The 16960-nt window shown below is 28.5% G+C and carries 15 protein-coding genes; 5 read left to right on the top strand and 10 right to left on the bottom strand.

What is annotated here, in order from left to right:
• Positions 1–26 precede the first annotated feature (26 nt).
• The 8 genes from gatB to SPLAT_RS01530 all read right to left on the bottom strand — a co-directional run bounded on the left by gatB (position 27) and on the right by SPLAT_RS01530 (position 10000).
• On the bottom strand, positions 27–1469 hold the full coding sequence (gatB, locus tag SPLAT_RS01565; RefSeq protein ID WP_168104656.1) for an Asp-tRNA(Asn)/Glu-tRNA(Gln) amidotransferase subunit GatB: 1443 nt from the start codon (positions 1467–1469) through the stop codon (positions 27–29).
• Positions 1462–2940 carry an amidase family protein gene (locus SPLAT_RS01560; protein ID WP_168104655.1) on the bottom strand — a complete coding sequence of 493 codons (1479 nt, stop codon included), beginning with the start codon at positions 2938–2940 and terminating at the stop codon, positions 1462–1464. Before SPLAT_RS01560 ends, gatB begins: the two co-directional genes overlap by 8 nt.
• Complete coding sequence (locus tag SPLAT_RS01555) at positions 2927–3244, bottom strand: Asp-tRNA(Asn)/Glu-tRNA(Gln) amidotransferase subunit GatC (protein ID WP_168104654.1); 318 nt, start codon at positions 3242–3244, stop codon at positions 2927–2929. The genes SPLAT_RS01560 and SPLAT_RS01555 overlap by 14 nt, the downstream gene beginning before the upstream one ends.
• Before the next feature lie 72 nt (positions 3245–3316).
• The gene (ligA, locus tag SPLAT_RS01550) at positions 3317–5338 is read right to left on the bottom strand and encodes an NAD-dependent DNA ligase LigA (RefSeq protein ID WP_168104653.1); all 2022 of its coding nucleotides are present in this window, start codon (positions 5336–5338) and stop codon (positions 3317–3319) included.
• A 3-nt stretch (positions 5339–5341) separates the two neighbouring features.
• Positions 5342–6106: an Abi family protein gene (locus SPLAT_RS01545; RefSeq protein ID WP_168104652.1), complete on the bottom strand. Its 765-nt coding sequence runs from the start codon at positions 6104–6106 to the stop codon at positions 5342–5344.
• 21 nt (positions 6107–6127) lie between these two features.
• A complete protein-coding gene (locus SPLAT_RS01540) occupies positions 6128–7996 on the bottom strand; it encodes an MATE family efflux transporter (RefSeq protein WP_168104651.1) in 1869 nt (622 codons plus the stop codon).
• A 21-nt stretch (positions 7997–8017) separates the two neighbouring features.
• Positions 8018–8971, bottom strand: a complete 954-nt coding sequence (locus SPLAT_RS01535; protein ID WP_168104650.1) for an RluA family pseudouridine synthase — start codon at positions 8969–8971, stop codon at positions 8018–8020.
• A gap of 3 nt (positions 8972–8974) precedes the next feature.
• Positions 8975–10000, bottom strand: a complete 1026-nt coding sequence (locus tag SPLAT_RS01530) for a CPBP family glutamic-type intramembrane protease (RefSeq protein WP_168104649.1) — start codon at positions 9998–10000, stop codon at positions 8975–8977.
• 341 nt (positions 10001–10341) lie between these two features.
• Here SPLAT_RS01530 and SPLAT_RS01525 point away from each other — a divergent pair, with 341 nt between their 5' ends.
• From SPLAT_RS01525 to phoU, 4 genes are all read left to right on the top strand, one after another.
• Positions 10342–11106, top strand: coding sequence for a PstS family phosphate ABC transporter substrate-binding protein (locus SPLAT_RS01525; protein WP_168104648.1), 765 nt, complete (start codon positions 10342–10344; stop codon positions 11104–11106).
• A 10-nt stretch (positions 11107–11116) separates the two neighbouring features.
• Positions 11117–13177 carry a phosphate ABC transporter permease subunit PstC gene (gene pstC, locus SPLAT_RS01520; protein ID WP_168104647.1) on the top strand — a complete coding sequence of 687 codons (2061 nt, stop codon included), beginning with the start codon at positions 11117–11119 and terminating at the stop codon, positions 13175–13177.
• Positions 13178–13536: 359 nt separating this feature from the next.
• Entirely contained in the window at positions 13537–14280 is a 744-nt protein-coding gene (gene pstB, locus SPLAT_RS01515; RefSeq protein ID WP_235083237.1) for a phosphate ABC transporter ATP-binding protein PstB, read from the top strand.
• A gap of 23 nt (positions 14281–14303) precedes the next feature.
• Positions 14304–14984 carry a phosphate signaling complex protein PhoU gene (gene phoU, locus SPLAT_RS01510; protein WP_168104646.1) on the top strand — a complete coding sequence of 227 codons (681 nt, stop codon included), beginning with the start codon at positions 14304–14306 and terminating at the stop codon, positions 14982–14984.
• Between the two features lie 272 nt (positions 14985–15256).
• On the opposite strand, the gene SPLAT_RS01505 is transcribed toward phoU, so the two are convergent.
• Positions 15257–16132, bottom strand: coding sequence for a DegV family protein (locus SPLAT_RS01505; protein WP_168104645.1), 876 nt, complete (start codon positions 16130–16132; stop codon positions 15257–15259).
• 140 nt (positions 16133–16272) lie between these two features.
• Positions 16273–16449, bottom strand: coding sequence for a 50S ribosomal protein L28 (gene rpmB, locus SPLAT_RS01500; protein WP_168104644.1), 177 nt, complete (start codon positions 16447–16449; stop codon positions 16273–16275).
• Between the two features lie 161 nt (positions 16450–16610).
• Here rpmB and SPLAT_RS01495 point away from each other — a divergent pair, with 161 nt between their 5' ends.
• Positions 16611–16952 carry an HPr family phosphocarrier protein gene (locus SPLAT_RS01495; RefSeq protein WP_168104643.1) on the top strand — a complete coding sequence of 114 codons (342 nt, stop codon included), beginning with the start codon at positions 16611–16613 and terminating at the stop codon, positions 16950–16952.
• The last annotated feature ends 8 nt before the right edge of the window (positions 16953–16960 follow it).

The raw sequence follows: 16960 nt of genomic DNA, 5'->3' as shown, positions 1-16960 counted from the left end.
TAAAAGCTCCAAATTTATTGGAGCTTTTATTTTTTATATTCAACAATCAATTTATCAACTAACTCTTGAGCAATTTTAGGGTTAGCTTGACCTTTCGTTTGCTTCATCACTTGACCGATAAAGAATTTATTCGCTTTAAAAGGATTTTTAAAGTACTCTTCTACCATTTGTGGGTTGTCTTGAATTAATTTGATGATGATTTCTGATAGTTCTTTTTCATCAGTGATAACTCTAACATCTCATAACTTCAGTAACTCATTTGGATTGTGTTCATCCGACTCAAAAATTGTTGTTAGAATCTTTTGACTTTGTTTGTCATTTACTTTTTGTTCTTTAATCATTGTGATTAATTCTGCTAGATGCTGATAGTTAAGTTTTGTTACACTAAGATCATTTATCTGCTGCGTATTAAGATAACCTAGCACTGGTCCTAAAAGATAGTTAACTGTTTCTTTAGATAAGTTATTTTCTTTCACTATAACCTCAAATGCTAACAATAAATCTCTACGATCTAAAAGAACATTAATCTCACTATCATTTAAACTAAATTTATTCTTTAAAATATCTGCAATCTCATTAGGTAGCATCGGCAGTTTACTAATGACATCATCAATTCATTTTTGTTCTAACTGGACTGGAAAAATATTTGGTTCAGTAAAATATTTATAATCAACAGCACTTGTTTTCTTTCGCATTAAAACTGTTTGATTACTTTTTTCATCAAATCTTCTAGTTTCTTCTTCAATTTGTTTGTTTGCTAACAATAGTTCACTTTGACGAATAATTTCATCATTAATCGCTAAAGTTATATTATTCAGCGAATTAAGATTTTTAATTTCAACTTTTGTTCCTAAAGTTTCACTTGCTTGTGGCTTTAAAGAAATATTTAAATCACAACGTAATGAACCTTCGTTCATTTTTGCATCACTGATATCTAACGCAATTAAGATTCTTCTTAAAGCAACAATATAAGCATGAACTTGTGCTGCATTATTAAAAATTGGTTTTGTTACTAATTCTAATAAAGGCACACCAGCACGATTGTAATCTAAGTAAGTTAAATCACCTTGATGAATTTGTTTTGCTGTATCTTCTTCAATATGAACTCTTTCAAATTCAATTAAAAATGGTTTATCTGCAACAGTAACTTGTAAGTTACCATTGCTACCAATTGGATGATAAAATTGAGTAATTTGGTAGCCCTTAGGTAAGTCAGGATAGAAATAATTCTTACGATCAAAACGTAAAAGCGGATCAATTTTCATATTCAAAGTATGTGCTAATTTAATCCCACTAACTACTACTTCTTGATTTAAACTTGGCATTGCTCCTGGATAACCTGCATCAACAGGACTAACTTGGCTATTAGGTTTTGCAGCAAAACTATTTGCAGCAGATGAAAAAGCTTTTGTTTTTGATTTTAATTCAATATGAACTTCAACACCAATTGTTACATCATAATTATTCATCATCTTCACCTAGTAGTTTATTTTTAAAGTTAATTTGTTTGCTTAAATAATTAGCAATATTAAGTGCAGTTTGATCTTTAAATGGTGCAGTGTTAATGTTAAGTCCGATTGGTAGTTCATCAACTATTGTTAGAGGAATAGTAATTGAAGGAGAACCATTCAAATTTGCTAGCACCAATAAGTCTTCCATATACTGATGTTCTGCTTTCAAAGTATTATTTTTTTCAAGAACATCTTTTATTGTTGGCGCTGGACTAACTGAAGGCATAACAATAAAAGCATCATAGTTAGCTAATAATTGATTAATTTGTTCAACAATTATTCTTCTTACTCTTTTAGCTTTTAAAAATAATTCTTTTTGATGCAATTCAGATAGCGCATACGCTCCAATAACATATCTTCTCTTAACTACTTGACCAAACCCTGCTGTTCGACTTTTAATCATTGTTTCTTGATAGTTGCTTCCTTTTTTTTGTACACCAAAATTAACACCATCATAACCTGCATGACAACTTGTTGCTTCAGCAAAAGAAATAATCATATAAACTGGTAGTAAAGCACTTAACAATTCTTGATTAAAATCAATATATTCAACTTTTGCCTTACCATTAACTAAATATTTCATTGCTTGATCAAAGGCAGATTTAACTTCATCTTTTCATTGATAAGATTGATAATTCAAGACTGCAATTTTTAAATTACTAACATCTTCTTTTAAGTTCTTAAAATAATCTGACTCTAAACTTTTTGTATTAGTAAAATCATTCTTATCTTCTTTTACTAGTACATCCAAAACATTAGCAATATCTTGTACATAATTAGCAAATATTCCAACAGTATCTAAACTAGGTGCATAAGGAATCACACCATTACGAGAAATTAAACCATACGTTGGCTTAAATCCAACAATACCATTAAAACCAGCTGGCTTACGAATTGAATCTCCTGTATCTGTCCCTAAAGCAAAAGGAACAACACCAGCAGCCACTAAGGCCGTTGAACCACTTGAACTACCTCCAATGATATGTGCTTTGTTTCATGGATTGTAAACATACCCTGTGTTAGCATAAAGACCATCTCCACCCATACCTAATTCATCTAATGCTGTCTTAGCAATATTAACTGCCTTAACATTTTTTAATAAACTATTAATTGTACTATCATAGTGCGGCACAAAATTAGCTAAGATATTTGATGATGCTGTTGTTTTTTGACCAATCGTAATAATGTTGTCTTTCATTACAAATGGAATTCCATATAAAGGATTATCTTTTTCAATTTCCATTGCTTTTAAACTTTGAACTCATTCAGTAGCTTCTTTTTCTAAAACAGTTGCCACAGCATTAAGATCTGCAAATTTTTTTAATCTTGATAGCACTAAGTTTAATAATTCTTCAGCACTAAGTGTTTTATTAACTAATAATTCATGCAATTGCATAATTGAAAGTTGTTGATAATTAATTTTCTTCATTATTAATCACCTTATTTATCACAATATAATCATTTTCAACCTGTCCAGCGACAGATAAAACAGCGCTACTTGTTAATGCAGATTCAATCGTATCACTACGCAAGTAATTTTTTTTCAATTCAAAAGGAAAATCTAATGGCGCCACATTTTCAGTGTCAATTTTTCTTACAACTGCCATCTGTTCTTCAATTGCATCAAATTCTAATAATAAATTCTGACATTGCTGATCATCTAATTCAAAAAACAAATCTTGCGCTAATTGATGTAAGAAATTTAAAGTTATTTCAGGATTTTCTTTAGTCATATTTTTCCCTTTCTTTATTTCCCTTGCTTAATTTTAACATTAATAAATATCAATAAGCAAAGAAAAAAGGCTTTACTTCTTGTTAATTATTGAAAATAATTCTTCTTCACTAATAATTTTGACATTTAATTCTCTAGCTTTTTCTAATTTTGATCCTGGTTCTTTGCCTGCTAATAAGTAATTAGTATTGCTACTAATTGTATTGGTAACACTAGCACCATAACTCTTTAATAAACCAGCAAAATAATCACGACTTTTTGATAGCGTACCTGTGATAACAAAAGTAGTATTAGTAAAAATCTGCTCTTGCTTTATTTCTTGCTCAATAAAACTAAAGTTAACTTTAAATTCTGCTAACTTTTTAATTAATTGTTGATTATCTTGATTAGCAAAATAATCAATAACACTAGTTGCGATCGTTGGTCCAACATCATTAATTTCTGATAATTGCTGATGGTTTGCTTTCATTAAGTTTTCTAAAGTTTTAAAATTTGCTGCAAGAATCTCAGCATTCTTTTCTCCAACATGACGAATCCCTAAAGCAAAAAGTAAACGTTCTAAAGAATTACTCTTTGATTTAATAATCATGCTAACTAAATTGTTAAACGACTTTTCACCAAATTTCTCTAAATTGATTATCTCTTGACGATAGTTAACTAATTGATAGATATCTGCTACATCATGAATTCATTTTAAATTTAAAAATCTTGCTAGAATTTTTTCTTTTAAACCAGTGATGTTCATGGCATTACGCGAACAAAAATGAATTAAAGATTTCAAAATTCTAGCTGGACAATTAGTGTTGACACAATATTGATCTACTTCATCTTCTACTTGCTCTAAAACACTATGACATTTTGGACAGTGCGTAGCTTTGCTAAATTTTTTTGCATCTTTTTGTCTTGCACTAACAATCACTTTGATAACTTCTGGAATGATGTCTCCAGCTTTTTTAATTTCTACTAAATCACTTTCTCTTAAATCTTTCTCAATAATGTAGTCGCCATTATGTAAAGTCGCATAAGAAATTTTACTTCCTGAAAGTAAAACTGGTTCTAATTTAGCATTATACGTAATTCGTCCTGTTCTTCCTACAGTTGGAAAAATTTCTAATAATTTTGTTGTTGTTGTGACAGCAGGAAATTTATAAGCAATCGCTCATCTAGGTGCTTTATTGGTATTTCCTAATATTTGATACAAACTTAAATCATCAACTTTAATCACAATCCCATCAATTTCATATGCTAAATTATTTCTTTTTGATTGATAATCATCAATATATTGTCACACTTGATCAATATTTTGACATAATTTTCACTCTTTATTAACATTAAAATGATATTTTGTTAGTTGTTGCAAAGCTTCACTATGAGTTTTAATCCCATCTTTAAGCGCATCAACATAGTAATAAAGAAAAGCATCTAACTTTCTCTTAGCAACAATTGTCTTATCTAATTGACGCAAAGTTCCTGCAGCAGCATTTCTTGGGTTAGCAAATAATGGTAAATTTAATTCTTTCTGTTCTTGATTTAAAATTTGAAAATCATTTTTACTTAAAAAAACTTCACCACGAACTTCTAGATTTTTAATTGGACAATCAATTAAAGTTATTGGAATTGTTTTAATTTCTTTTAAATTTTCTGTGATGTCTTCTCCTAAAGTACCATCGCCTCTTGTTGCTGCTAATTTCAACTTAGCATCCTGATAAGTAACAGTAATTGAAAGACCATCAATTTTTAATTCGCAAACATAATTCACATCAGCTTTGCTAGTAATTTTTTTTATTTGTTGATCAAATTTAATTAAATCTGATTGATTAAAAGCATTTGCTAAACTCAACATTGGAACTTGATGAGCAATTTTTCTTAAACTAGAATCTGTTATTTGAGCACCAACTGTTTTTGTTGGTGAATCATTTCTAATAAACTGTGGATACTGCTCTTCTAATGCAACTAGTTTACGATAGTGTTGATCGTAGACACTATCACTAACTGAAGATTGATCAAGAACATAGTATTCATAATTTCATTGTTTGATTTTATTAATTAAATCATCAATTTCTTGTTTAATTGCTTTTAATTCTTCTTTTGTCATTTTCTATCTTGCTCCGTTACCATTAGTCACATTAGGATTAATGTTGTTAGTACTATTACTAATAGTACCATTATGACTTACTTCATAGCTTTGAAATAATTTTTTATATTCATCAGTAAAAACTGCTAGAATTTGATTTTTACTAGAATATCTTTCAATTAATAAATGTAAGTAGTGATGATCATTATTAGCTTTTAATTCTTGTTGATAAGAATTATTATTGCTACGCTTTTGATTAAAATGAACACCTAAGACTTTAAAGTTATGCGATAAATAATTACGAATATCTTTTAAATATTCTAATTGTTCTAATAAAATATTTTGATTGTTGTGTTCATTAAGACCAAAATATTGTGCCACTTTTTTTAAATTTTCATCATTTAAAGTTTGCAATAAAGTCATAATTGATTCAAAAGACATAACCTCAATCAAACTACGAATTGTTTTTGATTTTAAAACTCCATTACGACTATATTTATGATAGCCTGCTCTAATGACTCTTCTTGCTCTTCTTAAATTTTTTAAATGTTCTTGATTAAGAAAGTGACTATTTTCTAAATTTTGTAACTCATTGATGAACATTTGATGCAATAAAATATTTTTTAACGAATTTTCAATCATAAAAAGATGCTTTAAATATAGTAACCTCAGATCAATATTTAATAATAGTAATTTTTCTAAATCATGATTAGAATAAACCTTCTTTAATTGTTCTAGATATTTTTCATCAACAATATTTGTTGCTAATCATGTTTGTGATATTGTCATTTAATAAACCCCTCTCAATTTTTAACCCCTAATTTTATAAATTCCAACTTTTGGCTTTTCTTGCTCACTAGTTTTCTTACTTGATAACTTTTGCTTTTTAATTAATTCTTGCTCCAACAAATCATCAATGTTATTTCGATTTACTTGATAAGTTGATGTTAGATCAAATGTGTTTGAAAAATTATTCATTTGACTTGGTGGTGGCATGTCGTTAAATAAGTCTTGTCACTCCTTATCATATTTCTTCTTGTCTGTTTTTTTACTCTTAAATAAACTTTTAAAGAACTTTTTCATATCAAATATTAATCAGAAGTGCTTAAAGTTGATTATCATGGCCAAAAGTAGTACCAAACCAATACTTCCTAATAAAGTGTAGCCAGCAATTGATAGCGTTAGTTTTGGCTGTTTAATATTATTAACTGGTGGATAAGCATTAAATAAATATAAGAAATTAAAGAGTACAGCAACCAACATTGGTAGGATTAGAATTAAACTATTTTGAACAATATAGCGTAAGTCACTATTGTAAGTTAAATTCTTTCAGACATAAACTCAAATAGAAATTAAACGATAAACTCAGCCAATGAACACAGAAAACATAATCATATATAAAGCTCAATCACGATGACCTGTTGCAGATAGACTTCATCCTAAACTAATTCCTAGCACTAAAATAATTAAAGCTTGAATATAAGAACCTCAAATTGTTTCTTTATGCTTAACTGTTGCGTTCACAATAACTTTTCCTGGTTCAGTTGCCACTTCAACAGCATTTTTTAATGATAAAAATAAAATAAAAGTTGGACTTGATAAGAAAAAATCAAAAAAGATACGACTATTTTCTTGATTACTGGCATTAAGATATTGAGTACCATAAATTGAACTAATTAAATATTGCGAAATAATAAACTGACAAATAAAACAAAACCCAGCAACCATATAAGCATACATTTCAAATCTAGTATAAGTTGACCAACGAATTCTTCCACTCTTAGCAATCCAATAACCCAATACTTCTCGAAACGAACTAATTAGAATCATCGCAATACTTCTAATTGTTGCTGCAATAATTAAATAGTAAGAATAAATTGTGGTAAAAGAAAGTGACAGAAAAATTGTCACTAAAATGACATCAATATTAGAAACTACTAATTCAGGCAGTCTACTCAAAGCAACTCATCATGATTGTTTCAATAAACGTTTCTGTTTGATTCATTTCTTATGTTGTAATCATGGATACTCAATTTTAATAATAATAAAAGTAACAACTGTTTTGATAATTCCACAAATCAAATAAGCAAAAAATGGTACAAAAAATGGAATGTTAGGAACTAAGAATAATGAAATTAAAAAAATGTACATAATAATTTCACTAAAGATAAATACTAATCGATTTAAATAACCTTTTTGATCAGATTGAATCAAATTTTGATAGGCTCCAGAAAAATAAAAGAAAATTAATTCTTTTGAGGCCAAACATAAAATAACAATAGCTAGTTCTCAATAAGCAATATCAGCACTAAAACTACCAAGAATTCCTGGTACTAAACCATTTACCAAAGCAACAAGAAAAGCAATACTAATTACTATCACTAAATAAATTTTTCCAGTACGCTGATAGTTTTTTCTGGTCGTGTTGACAATATCATTAACTGTTTCGTAGTCGCCATTTTGTAAAGGACGATATAAAGAAAACATGGTTATTAAACCAAGTCCTCCTTCAGTTAGCGATAAATAAGCTAGAAATGAAACAATAACTCTAATCAACCCAACAAATTCACCTTGATATTGAGTATTAATCACAAAAAGAAAAGTAAATTGGAATACTGATATGATAATTGTCATTACTACTCCAATTAGAGTATTAAAAACACCTTTTCTTGTTGACATTAGGCACTCCTATCTAAATTACTAATAAAGATATTTTATCACTTTTTTATCAAACCCTGTTCTCATCATCTTTTCTAACTCTGCTTTACAAGCAAATAAAGTAATTTTTTGCTTATTTAAATATTCTAAGGGTGCTGCTAAGTTTTGAAATCCCAAATAATAAGCAAACAATAAAATTTGATTTTTTAAAAAATATTCAGATCCGTACTTTTCATCACCAATAATTGGTAGGTTTAAATATGCTAAAGTAGCACGAATTTGATGCTTTCTTCCTGTCACTAATTGACATTCAAGTAAAGAAAAATCACCAATTACTTTTAATGGTTTAATAATTGTTTGACAATTTTTACTATTTCTAACTTGTTTTTTAGTAAAAACCATTTTTTGATTAATTTCATCTTTAAAAATAAAACCACTAACATGCATTTCTTTAGTTAACTTGCCTTGACAAACTACCAAATATTTTTTAATGATATTGTTTTCTGCTTGAGCTTTAACTAAAATTTGTTGCGCTATTTTTGTTTTTGGATAAATCACTAATCCTTTAGTTAATTTATCTAAACGATACTGATGACTAATAGTAAACGTTTGATTATCAAATAACTTTGGTTCTTTTTGCAAAAGATAGTAGCGCACAATATTATCTAATGATTGACTAGTAGGACTATGTGTAACAATACCATGATCTTTGACAACAACTAAAATTTGTTGATCTTGATAGGCAATTTCTGGTTTCATTTGTGGATCAACTAAAGTTTCTTTATCAACTAAAGTTAATTGATGATCATAAATTAAAATGACATCATCAGTTTGTACTAAATATTTAAAATTTGTAACTCTCTTATTGTTGACTTTAATTTTCTTTTTATAAAATAAATGATAGATTTTTGCTAGTGATTCATGCTTAAAAGTCTTCTTTAAAAAGTTAATTAAAGTTTGATTGCTATCATTTTTTTGAACAACTAATTTAATCATGATTTATTTCATTGTGGCAAATAAAGTAATTGTTGCAATTGTGTTTAACAACATATGTAACCCAAGAGTATATGTAGTATTACCTCTAGTGCAAACAAACAACAATGGAGCCATAATTCCCGATCCTAAATAACCAAAGATATTATTTCAATCACCACTACCCATAATATGCATAGCAGGGAAATAAATTAAAGAAGCGCTAAAGCCAATTCATTTATGACGGACAATACTAAACGTTCCATAGCGATAAGAAATCTCTTCATTAATTGGTGCTAAGAAAATTGAACCAAGAACTAACGCAAAAATTCCTAAAGGTGTCGTAGCCATAAATACCAATTGATTTTGATTTTTACTGTTACCAGTATTATCAGCAAGAATATTTGTGTTGACAGAATTTGAAATTGCATTAAAAGCAAAATTTAAAATTGAAACAAGAGCTAAAAATACTAGAATTCAAATTAATAAATCTAGTTTAGCTTCTTTAAAAGTTGCAATAATTTGTTTTCTTAGTGCTTTATTAGTAAAAATAACTACTAATGAACCAATAAATTGAATAATTATCTGAACTAAAAAACCAACAGCTAAATAAATTGCATCATCAACTTTTCCTGAAACCGCTCCTGTTTCAATTAAAAACAAACTAACAAAAAAAGAACTAATAATTCCAAAAAGAAAATGTGTGTAGGCTGCTCATGCTCCATTTTTAGCCATTGCTTTTCAATCAACAGCAAAAGCTATTCCTGCTCCAATAATTGGTAACGCAATAGTAATTAATAACTCAAGATTATTTCATGGATTAGGTAACTTACCATCAACCAACACAACATTGTAAGCATAATTTTTAACTAAATTATAAATAATTGGTATTGCAATAAAAGTAGTCAAATAAACAATACTTACATATCAATTAGCATTTTTAAAATTAAACGGATAGTCATGATCAGAACTAATTTCTTTACTAGTGAAATACTTTTTTCATTCATTATTTATTTTCTTTGCTTTAGTACTTTTTGTTGAACTTTCAGTCATCAAAATCATCTTTCTTTCTTAAAGATAAAGTTTTTTAATAAGTATAACATAAAGGATTAATTAAATAAAATATTATTTAATTACAACAATTTCTAAGAGCACTTAAGAAAAAATATTTTTTTATTATTTATTTTTAATATATTGTTATAATTACCGTGTAATATAAAATAATGATAAAAATAAGTAAAAGATTTATTCAATTCAGGTGAACATAGACAATGAAATGAAAACGCATATGAATATCTTTATGGCTTTTAACCTTATTAGCAATTTTTATTGTTACTTTAGTAAATCACAGTCCGTACTTCCTATTAGGAGGATCAAGCTCAGTTGCTCCTGTAATGGAAGAATTATTACATAATTATCCTAATAATCATAAAAAAGGTGACTTCAATTATGTTAGCTCAGCTTCATCTGGAGCTCCTATTAGAGTTGACAATGATTTATTTGCCATTGGTTGACTTTCAAAAGATTACACTAACACTAATCCTAATCTTCTTTCTTTTCAATTAATGCGTGATGCGTTAGTTATTGTTTACAATTTACCTAATTTAGAAAACCCTGATACTCCTTTAAATTTCAATTCAGAAACAGTAAAGCAATTATATCTAAATCATAAGCGTTGAGATGAAGTTTTTCCTGACCAAATTAAAAGCTATACACCAGCAAAACTCTTTACTAGACCTAATGGTTCAGGAACAAGAGATGTTTTTGATAACAAAGTTCTTTCAGGAGAAACTTACTACGAAGCTAACACTGTCGATTCTAGTAGTGCGATGTTAAATCTAGAACCTGGAAGTATTGGCTATACATCTTTTGCTGATATCAATCAAGCAAAAAATATGCGTGTTAGTTCAGGATACTGAAATCAGAAAAAAGCAACTGAAGATAATATTAAAAATAAACTTTATGAATTATGAAGACCTTTTACTGGTTTACTTAAAAAAAATTATAAATATAGTGCAGAAATTGCTGGTCTTTTAAAGTGAATTTATATCGAAAATCCTCCTGAAGTAGAAGCAATTTTTAAAAAGTATGGACCAAGAATAGACATTAGCGATCCCGTTAATAATCAATTACAAGAGTGATTATCAGGTTGAGCATAAGGAGTTAATTGTGGAAATAAAAACAAAAAAAGCCTTTTGGCAAAAAATCAATCTTTTTAATCGTAGAAATCAAGATACTTTTATTAGCGAAGAAACAAAAAATTTACATGACTTAATTGCAAAAATTGTCATTTGATTTTTTTTATTGCTTACTTTATTGCTTTTTGCTTCTTTAATTGGTTTTGTGATTGCTCAATCAGTTACAGCCTTCCAAAGATATGGATTCTGAAATCTTTTAGTAGGAAATAAGTGAGCTCCTTCAGATGATCCTCCATCATTTGGTGTTCTACCATTCATCACAGGAACTTTTTGGGTTTGCTTGTTCTCAATGATTCTAGCTGTCCCTTTAGGAATACTTTCTTCATTATTTATTTGTGAATTTCTACCAAAAAAAATTAAAAAAACTAGTCTAACATTAATTGAATTACTATCTGGAATTCCTTCAGTTGTTTTTGGTGCTTTTGGATTAATGGTGATTGGTCCAATTTTTGTCAAAATGGGAGCACCAACCAAAGAAAATATGATGACAGCTAGTTTCATCTTAGCTTTAATGGCCTTGCCAACAATTATTTCTCTATCTGTCAACGCAATTAACGGAGTTGCTAAATCACACCGTTACGCTTCTCTAGCTTTAGGAATTAGTCAAGCGAATACTACTTTTAGAATTGTTTTTAAATCTGCTCTAACAAAAATTATTGGAGCTGTTATCTTTGGTTTTGGCCGAGTAATTGGTGAAACAATGGCAGTGATCATGATTGCTGGAGGTAGCGTCTTTTCTCCTGACACCATGAATGGTCCCTTAGCATTTTTCTTTTCTTCAATCACAACGCTAGCAGGAATTATTGGAATTGAGATTAATGAAACAACAAGTACTCTTCATAGTTCTGCTTTATATGCTGTTGGAATTTTCTTATTCATAATTGTGACAATTATTAATGTTATCGTTTTAATAATTTATAAAACTCATGATTATCGTGCAAAAAGAATTGGCAAGGAAAAAACTCCTGACTTAAAAACATTGAATTTAAATGACACAAAAATGAAAAAACTAATCTATCAAAAAACACTGAACAATCGCAAGGTCAGTCAAACTTGAGACTACATTAGAATTGGCTTTATGTCACTTGCTTGAGCACTAACAATGGGTCTAATTATCTGAATTATTGGCGACATTATTTTAGAAGGTATTTTTAATTTCCGTCCTGCTGCAGGAGAAAGCATCTGAAACTTTCATTTAGCTCAATTCTTTACCACTGAAGTTAATCCACTTACTGGACGAGGTGGCTATATGTCTCTCTTGTTCACAACATTCTTATTGGTTATTGTTGCAATTACAATTGCTATGCCAATTGGAATTATGATTGCCATCTATTTAAATGAATATAGTGGTATCAAGAAAAATAAATTTGCTAACTCTATTCGCTTCTTTTTAAATACTCTAGTTTCTACGCCATCAATTATCTATGGAATGTTTGGATTAATCTTATTTATTGATTTTCTGGGATTTGGCTTTACAATAATTAGTACAGGTCTAACATTAACACTTGTTGTTCTACCAGTAATTATTAAAGCTGTTGAAGATTCTTTAAAAGCAGTACCAGATGAATTAAGAGAAGCATCTTTAGCTTTAGGAGCTAATAAAATTGGTACGATAACAAAAGTAGTTATCCCTAATGCTTTACTAGGAATCATCACAAGTATGATCCTAACAATGGGAAGAATCATTGGTGAATCTGCTCCTGTTTACTTAACATTAGGTTCAACATTACAATTCCCTGACAAAGGATTTTTAAGCTCAGGGCAAACTCTAACTACTCATATTATTTTTCTTAACAAAGATTCACCCCTACCAAATAAAATTAATTTAATGTATGAAACAGCCTTCATTACCATTGTTTTAATTTATCTACTAAATTTCTTAGCAAAACATTTTGCTAATAATGCTAAAAACAATACGTCAGGAGGAAATACAAGATGAACAATCGACTTAATAAAACTAAAGATAAGCGAAAGAAAAACCCAAAAAGCGACAAAAAAACAACAGAAAAAAACACAAAAACCGAAACAGTAAAAATTAGCAATTTTATTATGCAGATCAGAATAAAAATAAACGAAATAAAAAGCAAAAAAGCTGCTAAGAAAATAGTGAAAGCAACAAAGAAGTCAGAAAAAAAAGCAAACAAAATAAAAAATAAAAAATTAACTAAAAAACATTCTACGAAAAAAACTAACAAAAGTAGCAAAAAAATAGCAAAGAAACAAAATAAACCATCTAATAAAAATAAACAAAATAAAAAGCAAACAACAAAAACTTTAAAACAAAAGAAAAGACATGCTCTAATTACTAAAATTAAAAATAAAAAAACTTCTAAGAAACAAAATCCAAAAACAAACAACAAAGTAAAAGTTCTTGACGATAAAGTTTTTAAAATTAAAAATTTAAATTTTTATTACGAAAATGGCAGCAAACAAGCTTTATATGACATCAATTTAGAATTAACTCGTAACAAAGTTACTGCACTAATTGGTCCTAGTGGTTGTGGAAAATCAACCCTATTAAGAACATTAAACCGTATGAATGACCTAACTGAAGGTACTAAAATTAATGGTGAAGTTCTATTTAACGACCAAAACATTTATGAAAACAACAAAAATGTCATCACTCTAAGAACAAAGGTCGGAATGGTTTTTCAAAAAGCTAACCCCTTCCCGATGTCAATTTACGATAATATTGCTTACGGGCCAAGAAACCAAGGAATTAAAAATAAAAAAGTTTTAAATCAAATTGTTGAAGATTCTTTAAAAAAAGCTGCTCTATGAGAAGAGGTATCTACTCATCTCTATAGTTCTGCTCTAGGTCTATCAGGAGGACAACAACAACGTTTATGTATTGCACGAGCACTTGCTTTAAAGCCTGAAGTTCTACTGATGGATGAACCCACATCTGCTCTAGACCCAATTGCTTCAGCTAAAATTGAAGAACTAATCAACCAATTAAAAAAAGAATACACCATTATTATTGTCACTCACTCAATGCAACAAGCAGCAAGAGTATCTCATCAAACTGCATTCTTCTTAAATGGCAAGTTAATTGAATTCAATGAAACAAAAAAACTATTTTCTCGTCCTGATAGCAAACAAACTGAAGAATATATCACCGGTCGCTTTGGCTAAAAAAAGAAAGGGGGAACACTACTATGCTGACAAATAAAAATCGTTTTGATAACCAAATTAAAAAATTAAAAGAAGACTTACTTGATCTATTATATAATGTCAAAAAAGAACATGAACAAGCCTTACTTGCCATTCAAAATCATGATTATGATATTTCAAAACAAATTATTGAGAATGATCAAGAAATAAGAAAAGTTGCTGAAAGCCTAACAACAACTGCAATTTGACGAATAGCATCGCAACAACCATTTGCTACTGATTTAAGAATAATCATCGGCTATATGAACATCATTCGTGACTTAGAACGTATTTCCAACTATGCAAAAAATATCTCTAAGTTTAATGTTAGATACAAACCCGAAACTGAACTAGTCAAAGAAATTAGTAATTTAATGGATACAGCTTTTGAAATGATGGACTTAATTGCTGAGTCAATTGAAAAAGAAGAAATCAAGCCAGCTCTAGCAGCAGCAAAAAAAGATCAAGTCATCGATGAAAATTATAAAAATGCAATGAAAAAAATCACGCACAACTTCACTAAAATTAATAAAGACAAAGAACTAATCAAGCAGTACACTGCAGGTGTGCAACAACTAAAGTATATTGAAAGACTTGGTGATCATCTAGTAAACATTTGTGAAACAATTGTCTACATCAGTAAAGGTAAATTTTACGACTTATCGCTATCAGATGAACAACAATAAAAAAAGTATTTTTACAATTATGTAAAAATACTTTTTTTATTCTTCTAATTTACTATCAAACTATTAATAAGCTCCTTCTTTAGTGTAAAAGTTTAGGGTCTATTTCCATTTTCAATCAAATGTTATCTTAATTGAATTTCAGTCATGTTCTCCCCCCCCCCCCGCTTGGTGGAAGAGAAATGTAACATAAAAAATTATTAATCTAAATAAAGAAAACGAGACCAAAAGTCGTTTCATAAATTCCCCCTTTATTAAATTTTAAAACAACTATATTATACTTCAATATTTCATTTATTAGCAACAACAGAAAAACCAATTGTATTGTCACCAGTATGAGTTTGCAAAATATTACACAATGGTTCAATCTTAATTTTTTTAAAGCCTAACTCACGTGCAGTTGCAACTGCTTTATCAATTAAACTTTGATCACATCATCCATTGATGACATATAAAGTTTGTTCAAAAGAATTTTTTGTTCGTTCAATGATTAATTCCAACATTTCTTTAATTGCAGAACTCATAGTACGTTTAATTTTTTGATTCTTAATCTTTTCTTTACAAGCAATAATTGCTTTTAATCGTAAGAAATTAGCAATGTTAGCCAAAGAACTTGGGATTCTTCCACCACGAACTAAAAATGATAAATTATCTGGTGTTAAGAAGCATTCATAAGTAATACGAAATTCATCTAATGCTTTAATAATTTCTTTCATACTATGATTTTCTTTTGCTAGTTTTAAAGCAATTAAAGCCATTGCTTTTAAAGGTACAGAAGCAGCCCCAGTTTCGTAAACAACAACTTTGTTAGCAAATTCTGGTTCTTTTTGTAAAACAACAGCACTATCATATTGTCCTGATGCAGCTTGAGCAATTGGCAAAAATAAAACTTCATCATATTCTTTTAAAGCTTGAATTCAAAACTGACGTAATTTTTCTCGATTAGTTTGACTAGTTTTTAAAAATTTATCTTCTTTAATCATTGCTTGATAAATTTTTTCACTATTAATATCAAAATGATTATCCTCATAAACTTGATTATCTTCATTAATTATTACTAAAGGCACAACAATAAGATCAGAATATTTTTCAATTTCTTCTAAACTTAATCCTGTTGATGAATCAGTAATAATGCCAATTTTCTTTTTCATTAAACACTCCTAGCTAAATCTTTCTAGCAAATTTTCTTAAATTATAACAAATTTCTATTAATTAAAATAGCAAAATGTTTAAAAATGACTCTAAAAAATTAAAGTCATCATTAATAAAATATTATTTAATTCAAGGATTTTTAAATACGTTCTTTTCTTAAACTTCTTAAAGTACGAGCGCTAACAAAAACTACCTTACCATTAATTCTAACTTTTTGTAAGTTAGGGTTTCATTTTCTTTTAGTTGCATTCATTGCGTGTGAACGATTATTTCCTGAAAGTGGTCCAATACCACTAATTGCACATTTTCTTGCCATGTTTGTCTTTTGCTCCTTTCACTTTTCAACTTATATATAATATCATAGTTTTATTAAGTATGATATTATTTTTTAAAAATTTTTGATTATTTTTGCTAATATTGGCTTAAAATATGTTATAAATAATATTGTACTTTTTCTTTTTTGGAGGGAATAAATATATGAACAATGAAAATAAAGAAATTTATGCTGTACAAATATTAGATAAAGCTAAAGTTGGGTTACATGCTCGACCTGTAGCTAAAATTGTTGCAATTACAAGCGACAAAAAATATCAGGATACTACTGTTGAAGTAATAAAATTAGCAGACAATACTGATCTTAACAATGAAATCAGCTTTACTGGTGAAGAACCAAAAGCTAATGGGAAATCAATCCTAAGTTTTATTGGCTTAGCTGTTAAAAATGAAAATAAAATTGCTTTTATTATTCAAGGACCAAATTGTAAAGAAATTATTACAGCAATTAAAAAAGTTTTAAAAGACGAAAACTTAATTGCTTAATTTAAGGA

The sequence above is a fragment of the Spiroplasma platyhelix PALS-1 genome (assembly GCF_021496725.1).
GTDB lineage: Bacteria > Bacillota_I > Bacilli_A > Mycoplasmatales > VBWQ01 > Spiroplasma_D > Spiroplasma_D platyhelix.
The sequence above is the reverse complement of the archived record's forward strand: the minus strand, read 5'-3'. Positions and strand labels throughout refer to the sequence as shown.